16 protein-coding genes and 2 tRNA genes are annotated in these 17135 nt (G+C 69.8%); 10 read left to right on the top strand and 8 right to left on the bottom strand.

Translation table 11 applies throughout. The annotated features are described in order from the left end of the window. Nucleotides 1-105: 105 nt before the first annotated feature. The 3 genes from EFK10_RS29835 (at nt 106) to EFK10_RS29825 (ending at nt 1245) form a co-directional block, all read left to right on the top strand. A complete protein-coding gene (locus EFK10_RS29835; protein ID WP_127358763.1) occupies nt 106-423 on the top strand; it encodes a hypothetical protein in 318 nt (105 codons plus the stop codon). A 170-nt stretch (nt 424-593) separates the two neighbouring features. Next, nucleotides 594-1154, top strand: coding sequence for a bifunctional DNA primase/polymerase (locus EFK10_RS29830; protein WP_127358762.1), 561 nt, complete (start codon nt 594-596; stop codon nt 1152-1154). A gap of 18 nt (nt 1155-1172) precedes the next feature. Next, nucleotides 1173-1245: transfer RNA gene (locus EFK10_RS29825), tRNA-Lys, on the top strand. 87 nt (nt 1246-1332) lie between these two features. Here the strand turns inward: EFK10_RS29825 and EFK10_RS29820 are convergent. The 3 genes from EFK10_RS29820 to EFK10_RS29810 form a co-directional block, all read right to left on the bottom strand. Further along, complete coding sequence (locus EFK10_RS29820; protein ID WP_127358761.1) at nt 1333-1704, bottom strand: STAS domain-containing protein; 372 nt, start codon at nt 1702-1704, stop codon at nt 1333-1335. Between the two features lie 106 nt (nt 1705-1810). Beyond that, nucleotides 1811-3031, bottom strand: a complete 1221-nt coding sequence (locus EFK10_RS29815; RefSeq protein ID WP_127358760.1) for a M6 family metalloprotease domain-containing protein — start codon at nt 3029-3031, stop codon at nt 1811-1813. Nucleotides 3032-3033: 2 nt separating this feature from the next. After that, nucleotides 3034-4236, bottom strand: coding sequence for a M6 family metalloprotease domain-containing protein (locus tag EFK10_RS29810; RefSeq protein ID WP_407647171.1), 1203 nt, complete (start codon nt 4234-4236; stop codon nt 3034-3036). 386 nt (nt 4237-4622) lie between these two features. Between EFK10_RS29810 and EFK10_RS29805 the strand changes: the two genes are divergently transcribed. Next, entirely contained in the window at nt 4623-6407 is a 1785-nt protein-coding gene (locus EFK10_RS29805) for a putative bifunctional diguanylate cyclase/phosphodiesterase (protein WP_127358759.1), read from the top strand. Here the strand turns inward: EFK10_RS29805 and EFK10_RS29800 are convergent. From EFK10_RS29800 to EFK10_RS29790, 3 genes are all read right to left on the bottom strand, one after another. Continuing rightward, on the bottom strand, nt 6404-8086 hold the full coding sequence (locus EFK10_RS29800; protein ID WP_127358758.1) for a glycosyl hydrolase family 18 protein: 1683 nt from the start codon (nt 8084-8086) through the stop codon (nt 6404-6406). The genes EFK10_RS29805 and EFK10_RS29800 overlap by 4 nt on opposite strands. 218 nt (nt 8087-8304) lie before the next feature. After that, nucleotides 8305-9369, bottom strand: coding sequence for an LLM class flavin-dependent oxidoreductase (locus EFK10_RS29795; RefSeq protein WP_127358757.1), 1065 nt, complete (start codon nt 9367-9369; stop codon nt 8305-8307). 400 nt (nt 9370-9769) lie between these two features. Further along, on the bottom strand, nt 9770-11245 hold the full coding sequence (locus tag EFK10_RS29790) for an NAD-dependent succinate-semialdehyde dehydrogenase (protein ID WP_127358756.1): 1476 nt from the start codon (nt 11243-11245) through the stop codon (nt 9770-9772). Nucleotides 11246-11360: 115 nt separating this feature from the next. Between EFK10_RS29790 and ehuB the strand changes: the two genes are divergently transcribed. From ehuB to EFK10_RS29765, 5 genes are all read left to right on the top strand, one after another. After that, entirely contained in the window at nt 11361-12245 is an 885-nt protein-coding gene (gene ehuB, locus EFK10_RS29785; protein ID WP_127358755.1) for an ectoine/hydroxyectoine ABC transporter substrate-binding protein EhuB, read from the top strand. A gap of 4 nt (nt 12246-12249) precedes the next feature. Continuing rightward, the gene (gene ehuC, locus EFK10_RS29780) at nt 12250-12918 is read left to right on the top strand and encodes an ectoine/hydroxyectoine ABC transporter permease subunit EhuC (protein ID WP_127358754.1); all 669 of its coding nucleotides are present in this window, start codon (nt 12250-12252) and stop codon (nt 12916-12918) included. Beyond that, the gene (gene ehuD / locus EFK10_RS29775; protein WP_127358753.1) at nt 12918-13553 is read left to right on the top strand and encodes an ectoine/hydroxyectoine ABC transporter permease subunit EhuD; all 636 of its coding nucleotides are present in this window, start codon (nt 12918-12920) and stop codon (nt 13551-13553) included. The genes ehuC and ehuD overlap by 1 nt, the downstream gene beginning before the upstream one ends. After that, nucleotides 13543-14322, top strand: a complete 780-nt coding sequence (gene ehuA, locus EFK10_RS29770; protein ID WP_127358752.1) for an ectoine/hydroxyectoine ABC transporter ATP-binding protein EhuA — start codon at nt 13543-13545, stop codon at nt 14320-14322. The genes ehuD and ehuA overlap by 11 nt, the downstream gene beginning before the upstream one ends. Before the next feature lie 216 nt (nt 14323-14538). Continuing rightward, complete coding sequence (locus tag EFK10_RS29765; protein WP_127358751.1) at nt 14539-15294, top strand: IclR family transcriptional regulator; 756 nt, start codon at nt 14539-14541, stop codon at nt 15292-15294. Nucleotides 15295-15380: 86 nt separating this feature from the next. On the opposite strand, the gene EFK10_RS29760 is transcribed toward EFK10_RS29765, so the two are convergent. Both EFK10_RS29760 and EFK10_RS51065 read right to left on the bottom strand, forming a co-directional pair. Next, nucleotides 15381-15453 (bottom strand) — tRNA-Lys (locus tag EFK10_RS29760). After that, nucleotides 15416-15796, bottom strand: coding sequence for a helix-turn-helix domain-containing protein (locus EFK10_RS51065; protein ID WP_240677556.1), 381 nt, complete (start codon nt 15794-15796; stop codon nt 15416-15418). Before EFK10_RS51065 ends, EFK10_RS29760 begins: the two co-directional genes overlap by 38 nt. Between EFK10_RS51065 and EFK10_RS51060 the strand changes: the two genes are divergently transcribed. Continuing rightward, on the top strand, nt 15764-16330 hold the full coding sequence (locus EFK10_RS51060) for a hypothetical protein (protein ID WP_240677554.1): 567 nt from the start codon (nt 15764-15766) through the stop codon (nt 16328-16330). The two genes, EFK10_RS51065 and EFK10_RS51060, sit on opposite strands and share 33 nt — an antisense overlap. Nucleotides 16331-17135: the final 805 nt, after the last annotated feature.

The raw sequence follows: 17135 nt of genomic DNA, 5'->3' as shown, positions 1-17135 counted from the left end.
CGTGCCGACCGTGCCGACCGTGCCGACCGTGCCGACCGTGCCGACCGTGCCGACCGTGCCGACCGTGCCGACCGTGCCGACCGTGCCGACCGTGCCGACCGCAGGATGAAACCGGCGCAGCTGCTCTTCGAGCCTGCCGCGACCGTCGAGGACGAGGAGCACTTCTTCAACCTGGAGTCGATGGACGACCCCCGGCAGCTGCTGGCCCGGTCGACGGAGCTGGCGCTGGCCTTCCGCGCGGCGGCGGACCGGGCGAGCGAGTACCAGGCCATAGCGGCGGCGCAGCTCGCGGACCCCAAGCGGTTCGACCGGCTGACCCCGGCGATGATCGGCGAGCGGGCCGGGTGGACCGAGGACTACGCCCGAAAGATGGTGGAGTTCGGCCAGAGCCTGCTGCGCGACGGCGGCCCGTCCCAGTCGTAGGGGTCCGGGCCTGAAAGCCAAGGCGTAAAGCTGCTCCCCGGCGTGCAAGCCACCGGAAACCCACCTCTGGCATATGCGTTCGGGTCAAGATACCCGCCTCTCGACCGCCGTGTACCGTATTCGTCCGATTCACAGTGACGACTCCCTCACACCCGGTAGTCGTATATGTCATGAGTGATTGGCAGTGGCACACATGGCCCGGTGACAGAACCGACTCCGATCCGCACCACACCGAGTACGTCACCCCCGAAGGCGCCGCCTGGCTGGCCTCCGCCAGCGCCTTCCCCCGCAGCGTCCAGGCGCTCTGGTCGGCACGCCCCACGGCGCCGAGCGTGCTGCCCTGCGGGACGGCCTTCGACGTCGTGAACCTGCCCGCGCTCTTCGGACGCCGCGTCCTCGAACAGCTCTGGGCGTCGGGCCCCGGCTCCGGCCCCGCCGCCCTCCACCGCGGCCGGGTGCTGCTGCTTGTCGCCCCGGGCTCGGCCCAGCGGCTGCCCTCTCTGCTGACCTGGGAGGAATGGGGCCCCCGTGTGCCGCCGCTGATGTGCCACGGCGCCGGGGACGCGGTGACCATACCCCCGCTCCAGGGCGCCGAACGCTCCCGCTGGATCGTCGCCCCCGACACCCGCCGCCCCTGGCTGCCGGGGCCCGACGTGCTGCTGTGGGCGTGCGTCCGGGCCGTCCGGGCCGAGGCGGAAACAGATTTTTCGCCAGCCGGGGCCGGATGCTAAGGTGTACGACGTCAGCGAGCGCCGCTAGCTCAACTGGCAGAGCAGCTGACTCTTAATCAGCGGGTTGGGGGTTCAAGTCCCTCGCGGCGCACTCACGGTGGACAAAGCCGTTGACCAGGGCGTTCTTCTTTCGGGAAGAACGCCCTGAGTCGTTTGCGGATCAGCCGAGCTCAGCGGGTCAGACGATCGCGTCGTTCGGCTGCTGGGCGATCGCCGACGTGAGGTCGTCGAAGAGCTCGAAGTCGCCGGTCAGCGAGGTCAGCCGCAGCAGCCGCCGGAAGGCGGGGGCGCAGCTGACGAGGCGCAGCCGGCCGCCGCTCCGTGCGGCGCGGGAGCGGACCCGGCAGAGGATGGACAGGCCGCAGCAGTCGATGAAGGTGACCTGGCGCAGGTCGAGGACCAGGTCGGGACGCGGGGCACGGGCGAGGGATTCGAGGCGGTCCGTGATCCGGGTCTTAGCGACGATGTCCAGCTCACCGTGCAGCTCGACCACCGTGATGGCGCCGACCAGTCTCTCGGCAACGACGAATCCCGGTTGGACATCGGACATGGCGGCCCCCACTCACGGCGCTGCGCGTATCTACCTGGCATACCCACTTGGCGCCGGACGAGTCAACATCCGTCTATTGAAAGGCAATTCACAGGCCCCGGGCGTTTCAGGAGTCGCGGCGCACCCGCACCCTCCAGCCGCCCGCCGCGTCCCGGCCCAGCACCTCCACCGTGAGTCCGGCGTCCGGGGCCCGGAAGCGCTCCCCGGTGCGGAAGGGCGCGTCGTTGAGAGAGTTGAAGGAGCCGCTGCTGAAGTCGCAGGCGCCGGTGCCCGGGTGGGCGTCCCGGACGGTGATCGGGCCCTGTCCGGTGCTGACGTCCGTACGCACCTCGTAGACGAGGACGCCCTCGCGGCAGGCCCGGCCGTCGTTGCCGCGGGCGGTCCGGGCCTCGAGCACGTAGGCGCGGGTGCGGCCGAAGGGCACGACGACGGCCTTGCGTCCACCGCGGGTCTCTATCGGGCTGAGCGCGTAGGTCTGCTCGCGCGGACCGGGCCGCAGGCAGGCGACCTGGGAGTCGAGCAGCCAGCCGAGGCGCCATTTGTGCCAGGCGAAGAGGTCGCCCTGCAGGCCCCAGTCGAGGGACATGCTGTCCCACTGGCCGGCGAGGGTGTCGGTGCGGGGGAAGTCGTCGGCGGCGTAGAGGTCGGGCAGTCCGAAGACGTGGCCGTTCTCGTGGCTGAGGACGCGGGCGCCGGACTGGTCGTGGCCGTATATGACCGACACCCGGGAGAGCCGGGCGCCCTCGTCGGTGGTGGCGGCCGACGCCCCGGTCCAGGTGACGGAGAGGACCGCTTCGTCGGCGGGCGGGCCCGCGTTGGGGGTGACCAGGATGTTGACGAGGTCGTAGCCCCGGAAGTCGACGTCCCGGTCGGCGGAGCGCAGCAGGTCCCGCATCATCGCGGTGTGCGCGCCCCATCCGTAGCCGCGCCGTCCTATTCCGTACGAGGAGAAGGGGCGCGGCATGCGTATGTAGTGCAGCACGGGCGTGGACTCGTACCGCAGCCGGCCGTAGCCGGCCCTCGCGAACCAGTCGCGGACGGCCGGGAAGAACTCCCCGTACCGCTCGCGGGCGCTGTACGGGGCCGGGGCGTCGGGGAAGTCCACCATCAGCGTCAGCGCGCGTACGACCCCGGTGGACCGGGCGTACTCCCGGTCCCGCCCGTCGGTGAACCCCTCCGACATCGAGGTGCCCGGCGTGGCCCGCAGCGCGCACGGCCGGGTGACCGGTGGCGGGGCGGCAGCGGGTTTGCCGGCCCCGACGCCGTTCAGGCCGCCGGTCGCCACGAGGGTGACGGCCGCCAGGGCGGCCACTTTGCGCCGGGGCACGGCTAGCCGCCGACCGTGACCTTGACGGTCCACGCGCCGTCGGGCGCATGGTCGGTGACGGTGACCCGGATCGTGCTGCCGGGGCCGGCGTAGCCGTCGTACGAGAAGGTCTCGCCGAGGCCGAGCGGCGCGTCCGCCAGTGGCGGGAAGACGGAGGTGTTGAGGCAGGCCTCGGTGCGCGGGTGGGCGTCGAGGACATCGATCGGGCCTTCGCCGGAGCCGACGTCGGACCGCACGCGGTAGAGCAGCACCCCGTGCGTGCAGGCGAGCCCGTCGTTGCCCTGGCTGCCGCGCGCCTCGATGGCGAGGACGGAGTCTGCGCCGGTCGGGACGACGAGCAGCTTGGTGCCGCCGCCCGGCACCTCCGAGGGGCTCAGTTCGTGCCAGCTGGTGCCGGACCGGGACACGCAGTGCACCTGGTCCGCGCCGAGCCAGCCGAGGCGCCATTTGTGCCAGGCGAAGGGGTCGGGGGCGAGGCCGAACTGGTTGCCCATGAGGTCCCAGTCGCCGACGTGGGTGTCCCAGTCGGCGGTGCTGCCGGCGGGCGGCCGGTAGTAGAGGTCGGGCAGGTCGAAGGCGTGGCCGGTCTCGTGGGCCAGCACATTGCGGTCGGCCGGGTGGTGTTCGAAGACCGTGACCAGCCGCCGCAGGGCCACTCCGTCGGCGTGGATGGGCGAGGCGAGGTTGACGACCTTGGTGGCGTCGGCGTCGACGCCGGGCGCGTCCGGGTCGGCGACCAGGTAGACGAGCGCGTACTTCGTGAAGTCCACGGCGCCGTCCGCCGCCGCGACGGCGTCATGCAGATAGCGGCTGCGGTCGGCGTCGTTCCAGTCCCGGCTTATCCCGTACGAGGTCGAGACCTGCGGCATGGCCAGCCAGCGCTCTACGGGGTGCACCCGCAGCCGGAACCGGCCGTAGGAGGCGCGCTCGAAGAAGCGGGTGGTCGCGGGGAAGTGGTCGGCCATCACCTGGCCGGTGCTCATCCGGGGCGTGGAGTCCGGGAAGGAGAGGAAGACCATCACCGCGTCGAGATCCTTGCGGGGGCGCGGATAGACGGAGTCCCAGCTGTTGACACCCTCGGAGTGGTGCACCGCGGTGTGGGTGAGCGCGCAGGGGCTGCCGGATGAGGCGGTGGCCGGGCCCATGACCAGGGTCCATGCCACGACGGCGGCGAAGACGCTCGCCGCCGCTGCCGCCGCGCGCACGACACGCCGAGGAAGCCGATGCGCACGTATGGGTACGCCTGGTCGTCGCACGTGGACCTCCCGGACGGAGTCGGGACACCCACATCACGTTGCTATGGTTCGCGGCGGTTTGCCCTGCTGTGTTGCTCCGGCCGGGTTACTCTCTGATCACCCTCCGATCACTACGGTACGTAATGAGCACCGAAGAATGCCCATTGGATTCAGAATTGGGCGCGAATCCGATCGTACGAAATCTCACGTGCCGAGAATCACCACTACGGCGGTGGTCCCGGCAATCCTCGAGCCTCTATGATCGGCGCATTTCCGGTATGAATACCGCCTCTTGGGCGGTCATTCGTTCCCTCGACGGCCAGGCGTACGAGACGACTTGTGATACGGGAGCAGCTATGGGCGGACCTATGGGCAGCCCTGGAGTGGGCCCCGAAATGCCGACGCCGACCGTCACTCACCGTAACGCTACGGCCCCGGAAAGGACCGGCGGGACCGAGGCCCGCGACTACCGCGCTGCCTTCGCCATCGCCCGGCTGCCGATGGCCCTGGTCGGCCGCGACGGCCGTGTCCTGGAGGCCAACCCGGCGCTCGGCGCGCTCCTCGGCGCCGACCCGGTGCGGCTCACCGCCCTGGCCGCTGCCGAGCTGACCGGGATCTCCGGCGACGAACGGCTCAGGGCCGAGTACGCCGACGTCCTGGACGGCCGGAGCGAGCAGCTGCGCTGCACGCGTCCCGTACGCACCCGGGACGGGCGCATGGTGCGGGCCGAGGTGATTGTCACGCGGGTGTCGGGGGCGGCCGGCGGGAATGTGCTGCTGTCCGTCGAGGACCTCGGCGAGCGGCACGAACTGCGCGAGCAACTACGGCACCTGCGGATGCACGACCCCGTGACCAAGCTCCCCAACCGCGCGCTGTTCTTCGAACGGCTGGCCGCCGCCCTGGAACGGGCCGGCGAGGGGACCGGCCGGGTCGGTCTGTGCTACCTGGACCTGGACGGCTTCAAGGCCATCAACGACACCCTCGGCCACCGCACCGGCGACCGGCTGCTGGCCGCCGTCGCCGGCCGGCTGGACGACTGCGCGGCCCGGCTCGGACGCGGCCGGCACCTCGTGGCCCGGCTCGGCGGCGACGAGTTCGCCATCCTGGTCGAGGGTTCCACCGGCACCGGCCAGGCCACCGCACTGGCCGAATCCGTACTCGCCGCCCTGCAGCGCCCGTTCGACCTCTCCGGGCAGCGGCTCACTGTCTCCGCCAGCATCGGCGTCGTCGAGCGCGAGGCCTCCGGGACCACGGCCACCGGCGTCATGCAGGCCGCCGACACGACCCTCTACTGGGCCAAGGCCGACGGCAAGGCCCGCTGGACGCTCTTCGACCCCGAGCGCAACGCCCACCGGATGACCCGGCAAGCCCTGTCCAGCACCCTGCGACAGGCCGTGGAACGCGGGGAGTTCGTGCTGGAGTACCAGCCGCTCGTGGCCATGGGCAGCGGGAGCGTACGGGGCGTCGAAGCACTCGTACGGTGGCACCATCCGCACTTCGGACTGCTCGGGCCGAATCGGTTCATCTCCCTTGCGGAGGAGAACGGTTCCATCGTCCAGCTCGGGCGCTGGGTCCTTGCCGAATCGTGCCGCCAGGCCCGGCAGTGGCAGAAGGACTACCCCGACGACCCGCTGTTCGTGAGCGTCAACGTGGCCGTCCGCCAGGTCTGGGACTCCGACCTGGTCGCCGATGTCGCCGAGATCCTCGACGACACCGGCCTCCCGCCCGAACTGCTCCAGCTCGAACTCACCGAGTCCGCCGTGATGGGCTCCGCCGGGCGCCCCCTGCAGGCACTGCACGCCCTGCACGAGATGGGCGTACGGATCGCGATCGACGATTTCGGCACCGGCTACTCCAACCTGGCCTACCTCAGCCGCCTCCCGGTCTCCACGCTCAAGCTCGACGGCTCCTTCGTCCACGGCTTCCGGGCCGACCAGCACCCGAATCCGGCCGACGAGACGATCGTGGAAGCCCTGGTCCAGCTCGCGCACCGGCTCGGCCTGACCGTGACGGCGGAGTGCGTCGAGAACGCGGAACAGGCCGAGCGACTACGCCGCATCGGCTGCGACACGGGCCAGGGATGGTTGTACTCCCGCCCGGTCGCAGCCGAACGCATCGCGGCGCTGCGGCGGGATCGCTAGCCGCAGGCCCCCAGGTCCTGCCAGACGCCCCATTCACCGGTGGTGCCGGGAACCTCGTTCTGAGTCCACCACTTGGCGTTCCAGTTGTGGCCGGCGTAGGAGACGTGGTTGCCCGCGACGTAGATGGCCGAGCTGCTCCAGGCGGTGGCGCAGGTGCCGCCGGTGGGCGTCGGCGTCGGGGTGGGCGTCGGAGTGGGAGTGGGGGTCGCCGTCGGCGTGGGGGTGGGGGTCGCCGTCGGCGTGGGCGTCGAGCCGGAGCAGCTGGACGCGGAGCCGTGGACGGCCGTAGTGATCGCGTTGAGCAGGGTCGTGCCGGTGTCCAGGTCCAGCAGGGAGTACATCATCGCGCCGCCGAGCCCGTGGCAGTGGGCGTAATCAGCCCGCGCCTGGATGGACTTGGCGTTCAGGCCGGTCCAGAACTCGGTGCCGTTGTAGAAGTACGAGGCCTTGGCCGTGTCGTCCCAGTAGGTGTAACTCGGGTTGTCGACAAGGCCGGTGAGTTCCTTGTAGTAGGCGATGCCGGCGGTCGCGCTGAGGCTTCTTGCCGGGGCGGCGCCGGTCGCGGACTGGGCGAGGCCGTGGTTGCTGCCCGCCGAGACGCCGGTCCAGCCGCGGTAGTAGAGCTCATAGCCCAGCGTCATCTTGGATGGCGACAGGCCGCCGTTCGTGTAGGCGGTGACGGCGGCGTCGATGTTGTACTTCGTGGTCGTCGGGTCGCCCGCCGAGGCGTAGAGCGGCGACTGGTGGTAGGTCGGGCCGGTGGTGGCCCAGGCGCCGTTCATGTCGTACGTCATGAGGTTCGCGTAGTCGAGGTAGGAGCCGATCTTGCTGGTCTCGAGGTTCGCGATCTTGTCCCCACCGGCCGGGAGGGCGGCGGTGAGGAGCATCTTGCGGCCGTTGGCGGAGCCGTACGCGTCGAGCTGCTTCCTGAACTCGGCAAGCAGGAGCGTGAAGTTGGCCTTGTCGGCGGTGCTGTAGTGGTTGCCGGTGTGGCCGCCGGCGGAGCCGGGGTACTCCCAGTCGATGTCGATGCCGTCGAAGAGGCCGGCGGCGGAGCCGGTGCCGCCGAAGCCGTTGGCGACCGGCAGGTTGCCCTTGATGAAGGTGTCGATGCAGGAGGTGACGAACTTCGTGCGCGATGTGGCGCTGGCGGCGACGTCCGAGAAGTACTTGGAGTACGTCCAGCCGCCGATGGAGATGTTGATCTTCAGGTTCGGGTACTTCGCCTTGAGCTTCTTCAGCTGGTTGAAGTTGCCGACCAGCGGCTGGTTCCAGGTGTCGGCGACCCCGTCGACGCTGTCAGCGGCCGCGTAGCTCTTCCCGTAGTCCGCGTAGGCGTCACCGGCTCCGTCGCCCGCGCTCGCGTTGGTCTCGTCCTGCGAGGCGGCCTTGTCGACGCCCTCGAGGCAGGTGAGGTTCGTCGGGTCGATGTTCGCGAACGAGTAGTTGAGGACGTCGAGCTTACCCGCGATGCCCCGGGTGTCCAGCTGCTTGGGGTAGAAGGCGTTGCCGTAGGTGCTCCACTGGTCGTAGTACGCGATGTTGACACCGCCGGTGGAGGTGGCGGCCTCGGCCGTGTCCGGGCCAACGCTCGCCAGCCCGGTGAACGCGCCGATGGCCAGGGCGGCGCTGGCGAATGCCGCGACTATGGGTCTATGGCTGAACCTGATGAACTGCACACGGCCCTCCGGTGGGGGGAAGCGGGAGAAGCAGGGGGTCGTTGCATGAATAGCGCCGCGATCATGGGCAGGTCAATGGTCTGTACCAAAATCAGGACTAGACCAATTTGCCGCGCCAGGCTCCGCCCGGCAGCACAAAGCCGCTCGCCACGGGTGTGACGAGCGGCTTTGCCTCGGTCCAGGGGCGAACGAACCACTCCCGGCCGGGGAACGAGGCTTTAACCGGCGGAGCCGAGGCCGTACGCGTCCGCAATCAACTCATAGGAGCGCAGCCGGGCCTGCGGCGTATGCCCGTTGGCCGTCAGCATCAGCTCATCGGCGCCGGTGCGGGCCGCGAGAGCGTCCAGACCCTCCCGTACGGCGTCGGGCGTCCCATGGACGACATTCGCCATCCACGACTCCACGAACTCCTGCTCCGCGGGGCTGAATTCGTACGCCTCCGCCTCCTCCGGCGAAGGGATCAGCCCCGGCCGCCCGGTGCGCAGCCGCAGCATCGCCACCGCCCCGCTCAGCACCTGGCGGCGGGCGTCCTTCTCCTCGTCGGCGGCCAGCGCCGATACGCCGATCAGCGCGTACGGCTCCGCCAGCACGTCGGAGGGGCGGAACGACTCGCGGTAGAGGTCCAGCGCGGGGATCGTGTTCACCGCGCTGAAGTGATGCGCGAAGGCGAACGGCAGGCCCAGCACCCCCGCGAGGCGCGCGCTGAAGCCACTCGACCCCAGAAGCCAGATCGCCGGCCGCGCCGAGCTCTGCACCCCGCCGGGCACGCTGCCCTGGATCGGGCCCGGCACCGCGTGAATACGGCTGTACGGGTGCCCCTGCGGGAAGTCGTCGTCCAGGAACCGTGTCAGCTCCGCCAGCTGCTGCGGGAAGTCCTCCGCCCCCTCCGCCCGGTCACTGCGCCGCAGCGCCGCCGCCGTCGCCCCGTCCGTCCCCGGCGCCCGCCCCAGACCCAGGTCGATCCGCCCCGGCGCCAGTGCCTCCAGCGTGCCGAACTGCTCCGCGATCACCAGCGGCGCGTGATTCGGCAGCATCACCCCGCCCGAGCCGAGCCGGATCCGCTCCGTATGCGCCGCGATATGCCCCAGGATCACCGCCGGTGACGAGCTCGCCACCCCCGGCATCGAATGATGCTCCGCCACCCAATACCGGCGAAACCCCCGCCTCTCCGCCAACCTCGCCAGCTCTACGCTCGCGCGTAGCGCGTCGCTCGCCGTCAGCCCGCTTCCCACCTGCGCCAGGTCCAGCACGGACAGCGTCGGCGGCGTGGTGTCGTTGCCCACTCGGGGTTCCTCCTCAGGTTCGTTCTCCTGCACCCAAAGCGAACCGGAGCCATTCTCCGCTTATTCCCCTTTTTGACGCCGCGCTCGCGCCGATCGGCCCCCGGGGGCCTCACGGGCTCCGCCCGTCGGTCCGGGGCGCCGGGCGGGTGCGCCGTTGGCTGCGGGGCCGTGGCCGGGTTGTGCCGGCCTCCCCCACCCAGCCGCCAAGCTGGGGGAGGGTCTGGGGGCCGGAGCCCCCAGCGGGTCCGGAGCCCGGTTTCGGGAAGGGGCGGGGTGGGGAAACAAACCCAGCCCCCGGGCCGGCAGCCCCGGCACGGCGGGCGGAGTCCGCCGCAGCCGTCCCGAAGCCTGGGAGGCCCGGGCCGAGCAGTTCGAGGGCGGCGTCGAAGAATCGCGCCCGTCAGACGTCGAGGGCGACGTATTTGAGCTCGAGGTATTCGTCGATGCCGACGGTGCCGCCCTCCCGGCCGAGGCCGGATTGTTTGACGCCGCCGAAGGGGGCGGCGGGGGTGGAGACGACGCCTTTGTTGAGGCCGACCATGCCGGCCTCGAGGGACTCCGCGTAGCGGACGCCACGCCGGAGGCTCTCCGTGAAGACGTAGGCGACGAGGCCGAAGACGGTGTCGTTGGCGAGGGCGATCGCCTGGTCGTCGTTGTCGAAGGTGACGACGGGGGCGACTGGCCCGAAGATCTCCTCCTTGAGGAGCCGCGCGCTGAGCGGGACGTCGGCGAGGACGGTCGGCGGGTAGAAGTACCCGGGCCGGTCGTGGAGCGGCGCGCCGCCGATGACGACCCGGGCGCCCGCGGCGACGGCGTCGCGCACGAGTTCGTCGACCTTGGAGCGACCGGCCTCGTCGATGAGGGGGCCGACCTGGACGCCGTCCTCGGAGCCGCGGCCCACGACCATGGAGCCGAGCTTTTCGGCGAGGCGCCCGGTGAAGGCCTCGGCGACCGAGGCGTGGACGTACATGCGGTTGGCCGCGGTGCAGGCTTCCCCGATGTTGCGCATCTTCGCGATGGCGGCGCCCTCGACGGCCCGTTCCAGGTCCGCGTCCTCGCAGACGATGAGCGGGGCATTGCCGCCGAGCTCCATGGACGTACGCAGAACGTTGCCCGCGCTCTGCTCGATGAGCTTGCGCCCGACCTGCGTGGACCCGGTGAAGGAGAGCTTGCGCAGCCGCTCGTCCGACAGCAGCGGCCCGCACACATCCCCCGGCCGGGTGGTGGTGAGGACGCTGAGGACGCCGTCCGGGAGCCCGGCCTGGCCGAGGATCTCGGCGAGGGCCAGCATGGACAGCGGGGTCTGGTGGGCGGGCTTGACGATCATCGTGCAGCCGGCGGCCACCGCCGGGCCGATCTTGCGCGTGCCCATGGCCGTGGGGAAGTTCCACGGAGTGATCAGCAGCGCGGGCCCGACCGGCTGCCGCATGACCCAGATGCGGCCGTTGCCGTCGGGGGCGGTCTTCCAGCCGCCGTCGATACGGACGGCCTCCTCCGCGAACCAGCGGAAGAACTCGGCGGCGTAAAGGATCTCCGAGCGCGATTCGGCGACCGGCTTGCCCATTTCCAGGGTCATCAGCACGGCGAGGTCGTCCTGCCGCTCGACGATCAGTTCGAAGGCGTTGCGCAGGATCTCGCCGCGCTCGCGCGGGGCGGTGGCGGCCCACGCGGCCTGGGCGCCGGCGGCCGCGTCCATCGCGGCGTGGGCGTCCTCGGCCCCGGCGTCCGGCACGGCGCACAGCGGCTGGGCGGTTGAGGGATCCTCGACCTCGTACTCGCGGCCACCGCTCGCCGGGCGCCACTTTCCGCCGATCAGCAGCCCCTTGGGCACGCGTTCGACGACCAGTTGCTCACGCTTGTCACTCAAGTCGCTCATGGCAGCTCCCTGCCTGTCGCGGACATTCCCACCCTCCAGATTCGCATGAATGGCCCCGGGGCGCCGGGGTAGGAGCGGCCCTCGTACGCGAACCGCACCACCGGAGGACTGGTTTATGTCGACGCTCTCCCGCAGGGGATTCCTCGCCGCAGCGGCCGTGGCAGCGGCCACCGGCTGCAGCCGCACGGAAGTGGGGACCGGTGCCCCGACGGGGGATTCCGATCTTCTCGCGAAGCTACGAAAGCAGGGGTACGTACGGGTCGGTTTCGCCGGCGAGGCACCGTACGGCTTCAAGGACGGCAACACGCTCGCGGGCGAGGCGCCGACCCTGCACAAGGAGATCTTCAAGGCGCTCGGCGTGCCGGAACTGCGGCCCACGCTCACCGATTTCAGCTCGCTCATACCCGGCTTGGCGGCCGACCGGTTCGACGTGGTCAGCGCGGGGATGGCGATCACCCCGGACCGCTGCGCGAAGGTGATCTTCTCGGAGCCGGAGTTCGTTTCGCCGACCGCGCTGATGGTGCGCAAGGGCAACCCGAAGCAGCTCACCGACCTGAAGTCGGCTGCCGCCAAGGGCAGCACCGTCGGTGTGCTGACGGCGGCCGTCGAGGCGGACTACGCGACCGCGGCGGGCGTCCCCGGCGCGAAGGTCAGGGCGCTGGCCAAGCAGCAGGACGGGCTGGACGCCCTGGTCGCCGGGCGGATCGACGCCTTCGCGCTGACCAGCATCTCGCTGCGCTGGCTGGCGAAGACCAACAGCGGCGCCGACGTGCAGGTCCTGGACCCCTTCCTGCCGGTCCTGCACGGAACGAAGCAGTACAGCCCGGGTGGCGCGGTCTTCCGCAAGGACACCGACTCCCTCCGGGACGCCTTCAACACCCAGCTCAAGAAGATCACCGCCGATCCGGCCCGCTACACCTCGCTGATCGGCAGGTACGGCTTCACCAAGGCCGAGGTCCCGCCTGCCTCCCTCAGGACGGCCGAGCTGTGCAAGGCGTGAGCGCATGAGCTTCCTCACCGCTTTCGTCCGGTCCCTGCCCAGCATCTGGGACGGCATTCAGATCACCGTCCTGGCCACTCTCCTGGGCGCGCTCCTCGCCCTGGTCCTCTCCTTCGTCCTCGGGCTGGCCGCGCGCTCCCGCCACCTCCTCGTACGCGGGCTGGCGCGGGCCGTGGTCGAGTTCTTCCGGGGCACCTCTCTGTACGTACAGCTCTTCTGGCTGTTCTTCGCGCTGCCCATCCTCGGCTTCAAGCTCGTGCCGCTGGCCTGCGCGGTGCTGGCCTTCGGGCTCAACTACGGGGCGTACGGCTCGGAGGTCGTACGGGGTGCGCTGGCCGCGGTGCCGCGCGCGCAGTGGGAGGCGACGGTGGCGCTCAACATGACGCCGTGGCAGCGGATGCGGAAGGTGATCCTGCCGCAGGCGTGGCCGCAGATGATCCCGCCGTTCAACAACCTCCTGATCCAGTTGCTGAAGTCCACTCCCCTGCTGTCGCTGATCACGGTCTCCGACATCACCTTCCAGATGGACCAGTTGCGCTCGGCGACCGGTGACACCAAGGCCGCGTATCTCGTCCTGCTGGTCATCTACTTCGTCCTCGCCTACGCGCTGACGCTCTGCATGAACGGCCTCGAGGCCCTGGGCAAGGCCCGCCTCGGACAAGGGCGTGCCTGATGTGGGACTGGCACACCGCACGCGAGGGCCTGCCGCTCATCCTTCACGGTTTCGGCATCACCCTCCTGGCCACCGCCCTCGGCTCGCTGGTCGCGATCGTCCTCGGGCTGGTGATCGCGGTCCTGGGCCGTGCGCCGACCCGCTGGGTGCGGCTCCCGCTGCGCGCGGTGGTGGAGTTCGTACGCTCCACGCCGGTGATGATCCAGCTCTTCGCGGTCTGGGTGCTGGCCCCCGGGCTCGATCCGCTGACCATCGGCATCGTGGTGCTCGGCCTCCACTACGCGATGTACACCTCCGAGGTGTACCGCGCGGGCATCGACGCCGTGCCCAGGGGGCAGTGGGAGGCGGCGGTCGCGCTGTCCCTGCCGCCGATCCGTACGTGGTGGGGGGTGGTGCTGCCGCAGGCGGTGCGGAAGGTGATTCCGGCGCTGGGGAATTACGTGATCTCGATGTTCAAGGAGACGCCGTTCCTCTCGGTGATCACGGTGAACGAGATGGTCCACGAGGCGAACCAGTTCGGCAGCGACAACTTCGCGTACATGGAGGCCTTCACCATCGCAGCGGCGATCTTCCTGATCGCGAGTTACCCGACGTCCATGCTGATGAGGAAGCTGGAGAAGCGCCTTGCTCACTGACAACCCCGCCCGGAAGACCTCTGTGTCACCCGTATCGACCGCCGTGACCTTCGACCAGGTCGTCAAGCGCTACGGCGACCACACCGTCCTGGACCACCTCGACTTCGAGGTCCGCCAGGGCGAACGCGTCACCCTCATCGGCCCCAGTGGCTCCGGCAAGACCACCATCCTGCGGCTGCTGATGACCCTGGAACGCGTCACCGAGGGCGTCATCCAGGTCAACGGGCAGCCGTTCTCCGGGCTGCCCGAGAAGCAGCTCCGCCGCGCCCGTCGCCACATCGGCATGGTCTTCCAGCAGTTCAACCTCTTCCCCAACATGAAGGTCCTCGACAACATCACCGAGGCCCCGGTCCAGGTCCTCGGCCTGAGCCGTGACGAAGCCGCCGAGCGCGCACGCGACCTCCTCGACCTGGTGGGCCTGGCCGACAAGGCCGACGTACACCCCACCCGGCTCTCCGGCGGCCAGCAGCAACGCGTCGCGATCGCCCGCGCCCTGGCGATGCGGCCCGACATCCTGTTGCTGGACGAGGTCACCTCCGCCCTCGACCCCGAACTGGTGCAGGGCGTCCTGGACGTACTGCGGGACATCGCCCAGGCCACCGACATCACCATGCTGTGTGTCACGCACGAGATGGGCTTCGCCCGGGACATCTCCGACCGGGTCCTGATGTTCGACGGCGGCCGGGTGATCGAGTCCGGGCCCCCGGAGCGGATGTTCAGCGAACCCGAGCACGAAAGGACCCGGGATTTCCTCGGCGCGGTGCTCTGAATGAGATTGGTCCGTGCCATGGGCATATGCCAGTGTGGCGCGTTCCTGCATATACGCCTGGAGGGCCCCACTTAAGTCCCCAACTCGCTCTACCTGAAAGCCTATCCGGGCTATCGTTGATTCCGGCCCTGCTGCCGGGCCCGGTCCGCCGCGTTCGGCGACCGTGACCAGCAGCTACAGCAAGGACGCAAACGGTCACACCTGTAGGGGGACACCGTGGCGCTTGAGCACGGACAGATCGCGCCGGTCTACGCGGTCCAGTACGCACTGCGCGTACTGGAAGCCGTCGACAGCCATCGGCACGGCGTCACCGCCCAACAGCTCGCCCGTGAAATCGGCGTGCCGATCGAATATCTCACCCAGGTCCTGACCATGCTCAAGCGGGAGCGCTATCTGCACTCACTGCCGGGCGGTGGGTACGCGGTCGGGGAGTCGCTCGTCCTGCTCGGCAGCGCCAGCCGGGACAAGGCGCTCGGCGACAAGATCAAGAGCGTGCTGATGGCGCTCCGCGACGAGGTGGGCGCGGCGGTCTACTTCAGCCGTTACGACGAGGGCGAGGTCAAGATCGTCGACTTCGCCGACAGCCCGAACGCGCCGAAGGTGAACGAGTGGGTCGACTTCCGCTCCGCCGCCCACGCCAGCGCGGTCGGCAAGTGCCTGCTCACCCAGCTCGACCACGACGGCCGCCGCGACCACCTCTCCCGGCACAAGGTCGTACGGCTCACATCCCGTACGACCATCAGCGAGAAGGTGCTCCTCACCAAGCTGGAGAGCCAGCCGGCCTCCTCGCCGACCCTGGATCTCCAGGAGTACGCGGTGGGCACGGTCTGCGCCGCCATCCCCATCACCGTCGGCAAGACTGTCGGCTGCCTCGCGCTCTCGCTTCCGGTCACCGAGGCGCACCGCCTGCGCCCGGCAGCCGACACGCTCAACGAGCGGGCGGCGCCGGTGCTGCTGTCGCTGGCCTTCTGACGCTTTTCGCACGCACGAGCCGCACGAGCCGCGCGAGCAAATGAGGAAGGGCCCCTCACCGGAGTGAGGGGCCCTTCCTACGTTTGTGCGCCGCGAGGGACTTGAACCCCCAACCCGCTGATTAAGAGTCAGCTGCTCTGCCAGTTGAGCTAGCGGCGCTCACCGACAGAGAAGATCCTACCTGACCTGCGGGGGTGTTCCCGACCACGTCCTCGAACGGCCCCAGATCATCGTCCAGCCACCCCAGCCGCACCATCTTCACCCCGGCCTGGAAACGGCTCTCGGCGCCTATCTGCTGCATCAACTCCGCGACGATCCGGCGGACCGTACGGTCCGACAGGCCGAGCTTGCGCGCGATCGCCTCGTCCGTCAGGCCGGAGGCGAGCAGGCGCACGACCTCCCGGTGGCGGGTCCCGGCGACCGTTGCTCCACCCTCGTCGGAGACCAAGTCGGAGGACGTGGCCCAGAAGTGTTCGAAGAACTGGCGGAGCACCGCCACCATCGCGGGGCTGCGGAGCACCATGGCGGGAGGCGCGGCTTCATCGCCCGACGTTGTGTCCGAGTCAAAGGAGGGCACAACGGCCACATTGTGGTCAATGACGATCAGCCGCATCGGAAGCGTTGTGGCGGTGCGCACCTCGGCGCCGTCGCGCACCAGTTGCCTGAGGTGCGCGCGCATATAGGGGACCGCCGCCGACGTGGCGAGCTGAATCGAACGCATCGCCACCCCACGCTGCAATGTCTCGCGGTTGCGTGCGTCGCCGGCGGTGAGCCGCTCCGCGGGGAGCGGACGCCCTGGGTGCATCGAGAGGATTTCGACCCGGGAACTACGGGAGGCCTCGTCCAGGATGGACGCGATCTGGGCCGGCTGGACCGCGACCTCGATCCGGCCCTCGGCGAGCTGCCGGAAGTGCACTGGCTGGAACTCGGTCACCACCTGCGCCAGGGCTGTGTGCGCGCGGTTGACGTCGGCCAGCAACTCCTCGGTTCCGCGACGGCTGGCCTCGAGCATCTGGGCCATGGCGGTGGCCGGTGAATGAACCGACCAGCCACTGATCACCCCGGGGAACGGTGCCGCCAGGCCCAGTTCCTCGAGCCAGCCTATCGCATCAGCGAGTTCCTGACTGGTCCAGCCAAGGCGGACACAGACCTCTTCCGGGACCCAGTCGGCATCGCTGAGCGCCAGCGCATAAAGCTCCCTCGCTCGCCCGCGCACCAGGTCGTCGCTCACTCCGCACCCCCTGCGCTCATCATGTCCACCCCGGCTCGCTCAGAGTAAACGCCGCAGCTGGACAATGGACCCTTCGGGTCCCATCCGGTCCCATGTGTCCGCATAGGGCCATGTCCGTTTCCGGACCTCGGAATCTGAAGACCACTGCCTTGTTGTCCGACAGAATTCAGTCAGCCGTACGGTTCCTGGAGCCGCTCCGGCAAGCCAGATCCGTCGCATCCCTGCTCACACCCCCGGACAGGTCGGTCATGACTTCGATACGCCGCACTGCCCTCCGCATTCTGGCGGGCTTCGCCGCTGCCACCTTGATGGCTCTTGGCGGCGCGTCCGCTGCTTCGGCACATCCTGCCGCTGCAGCGTCGTCCCAGGCCACAGCGTCACCTAGCGACATCGTCTGGTAGGTACCCCAAAGACCACTCCCCTCCCCCCACGCTGATGGGCCCGGCATCCTCCCCCCCTCTTGCCGGGCCCCTCAGCATGCCCGCGTACCGGCGGGCACCGGGCCGCGGCGGGAAGCCGCCAAGGCGGCTTCCCGCCGCGGCCCGGTGATGCGTGGGCCCTTTCGTGGGAGGTACGCCTCCTGTGCCTGACATGTGCGCAACCACAGAGG

Source organism: Streptomyces soli (assembly GCF_003999195.1).
In the GTDB taxonomy this organism is placed as follows: Bacteria; Actinomycetota; Actinomycetes; order Streptomycetales; family Streptomycetaceae; genus Actinacidiphila; species Actinacidiphila soli.
Note: the sequence above shows the minus strand (reverse complement) of the source record. Positions and strands in the feature narration are given on the sequence as shown.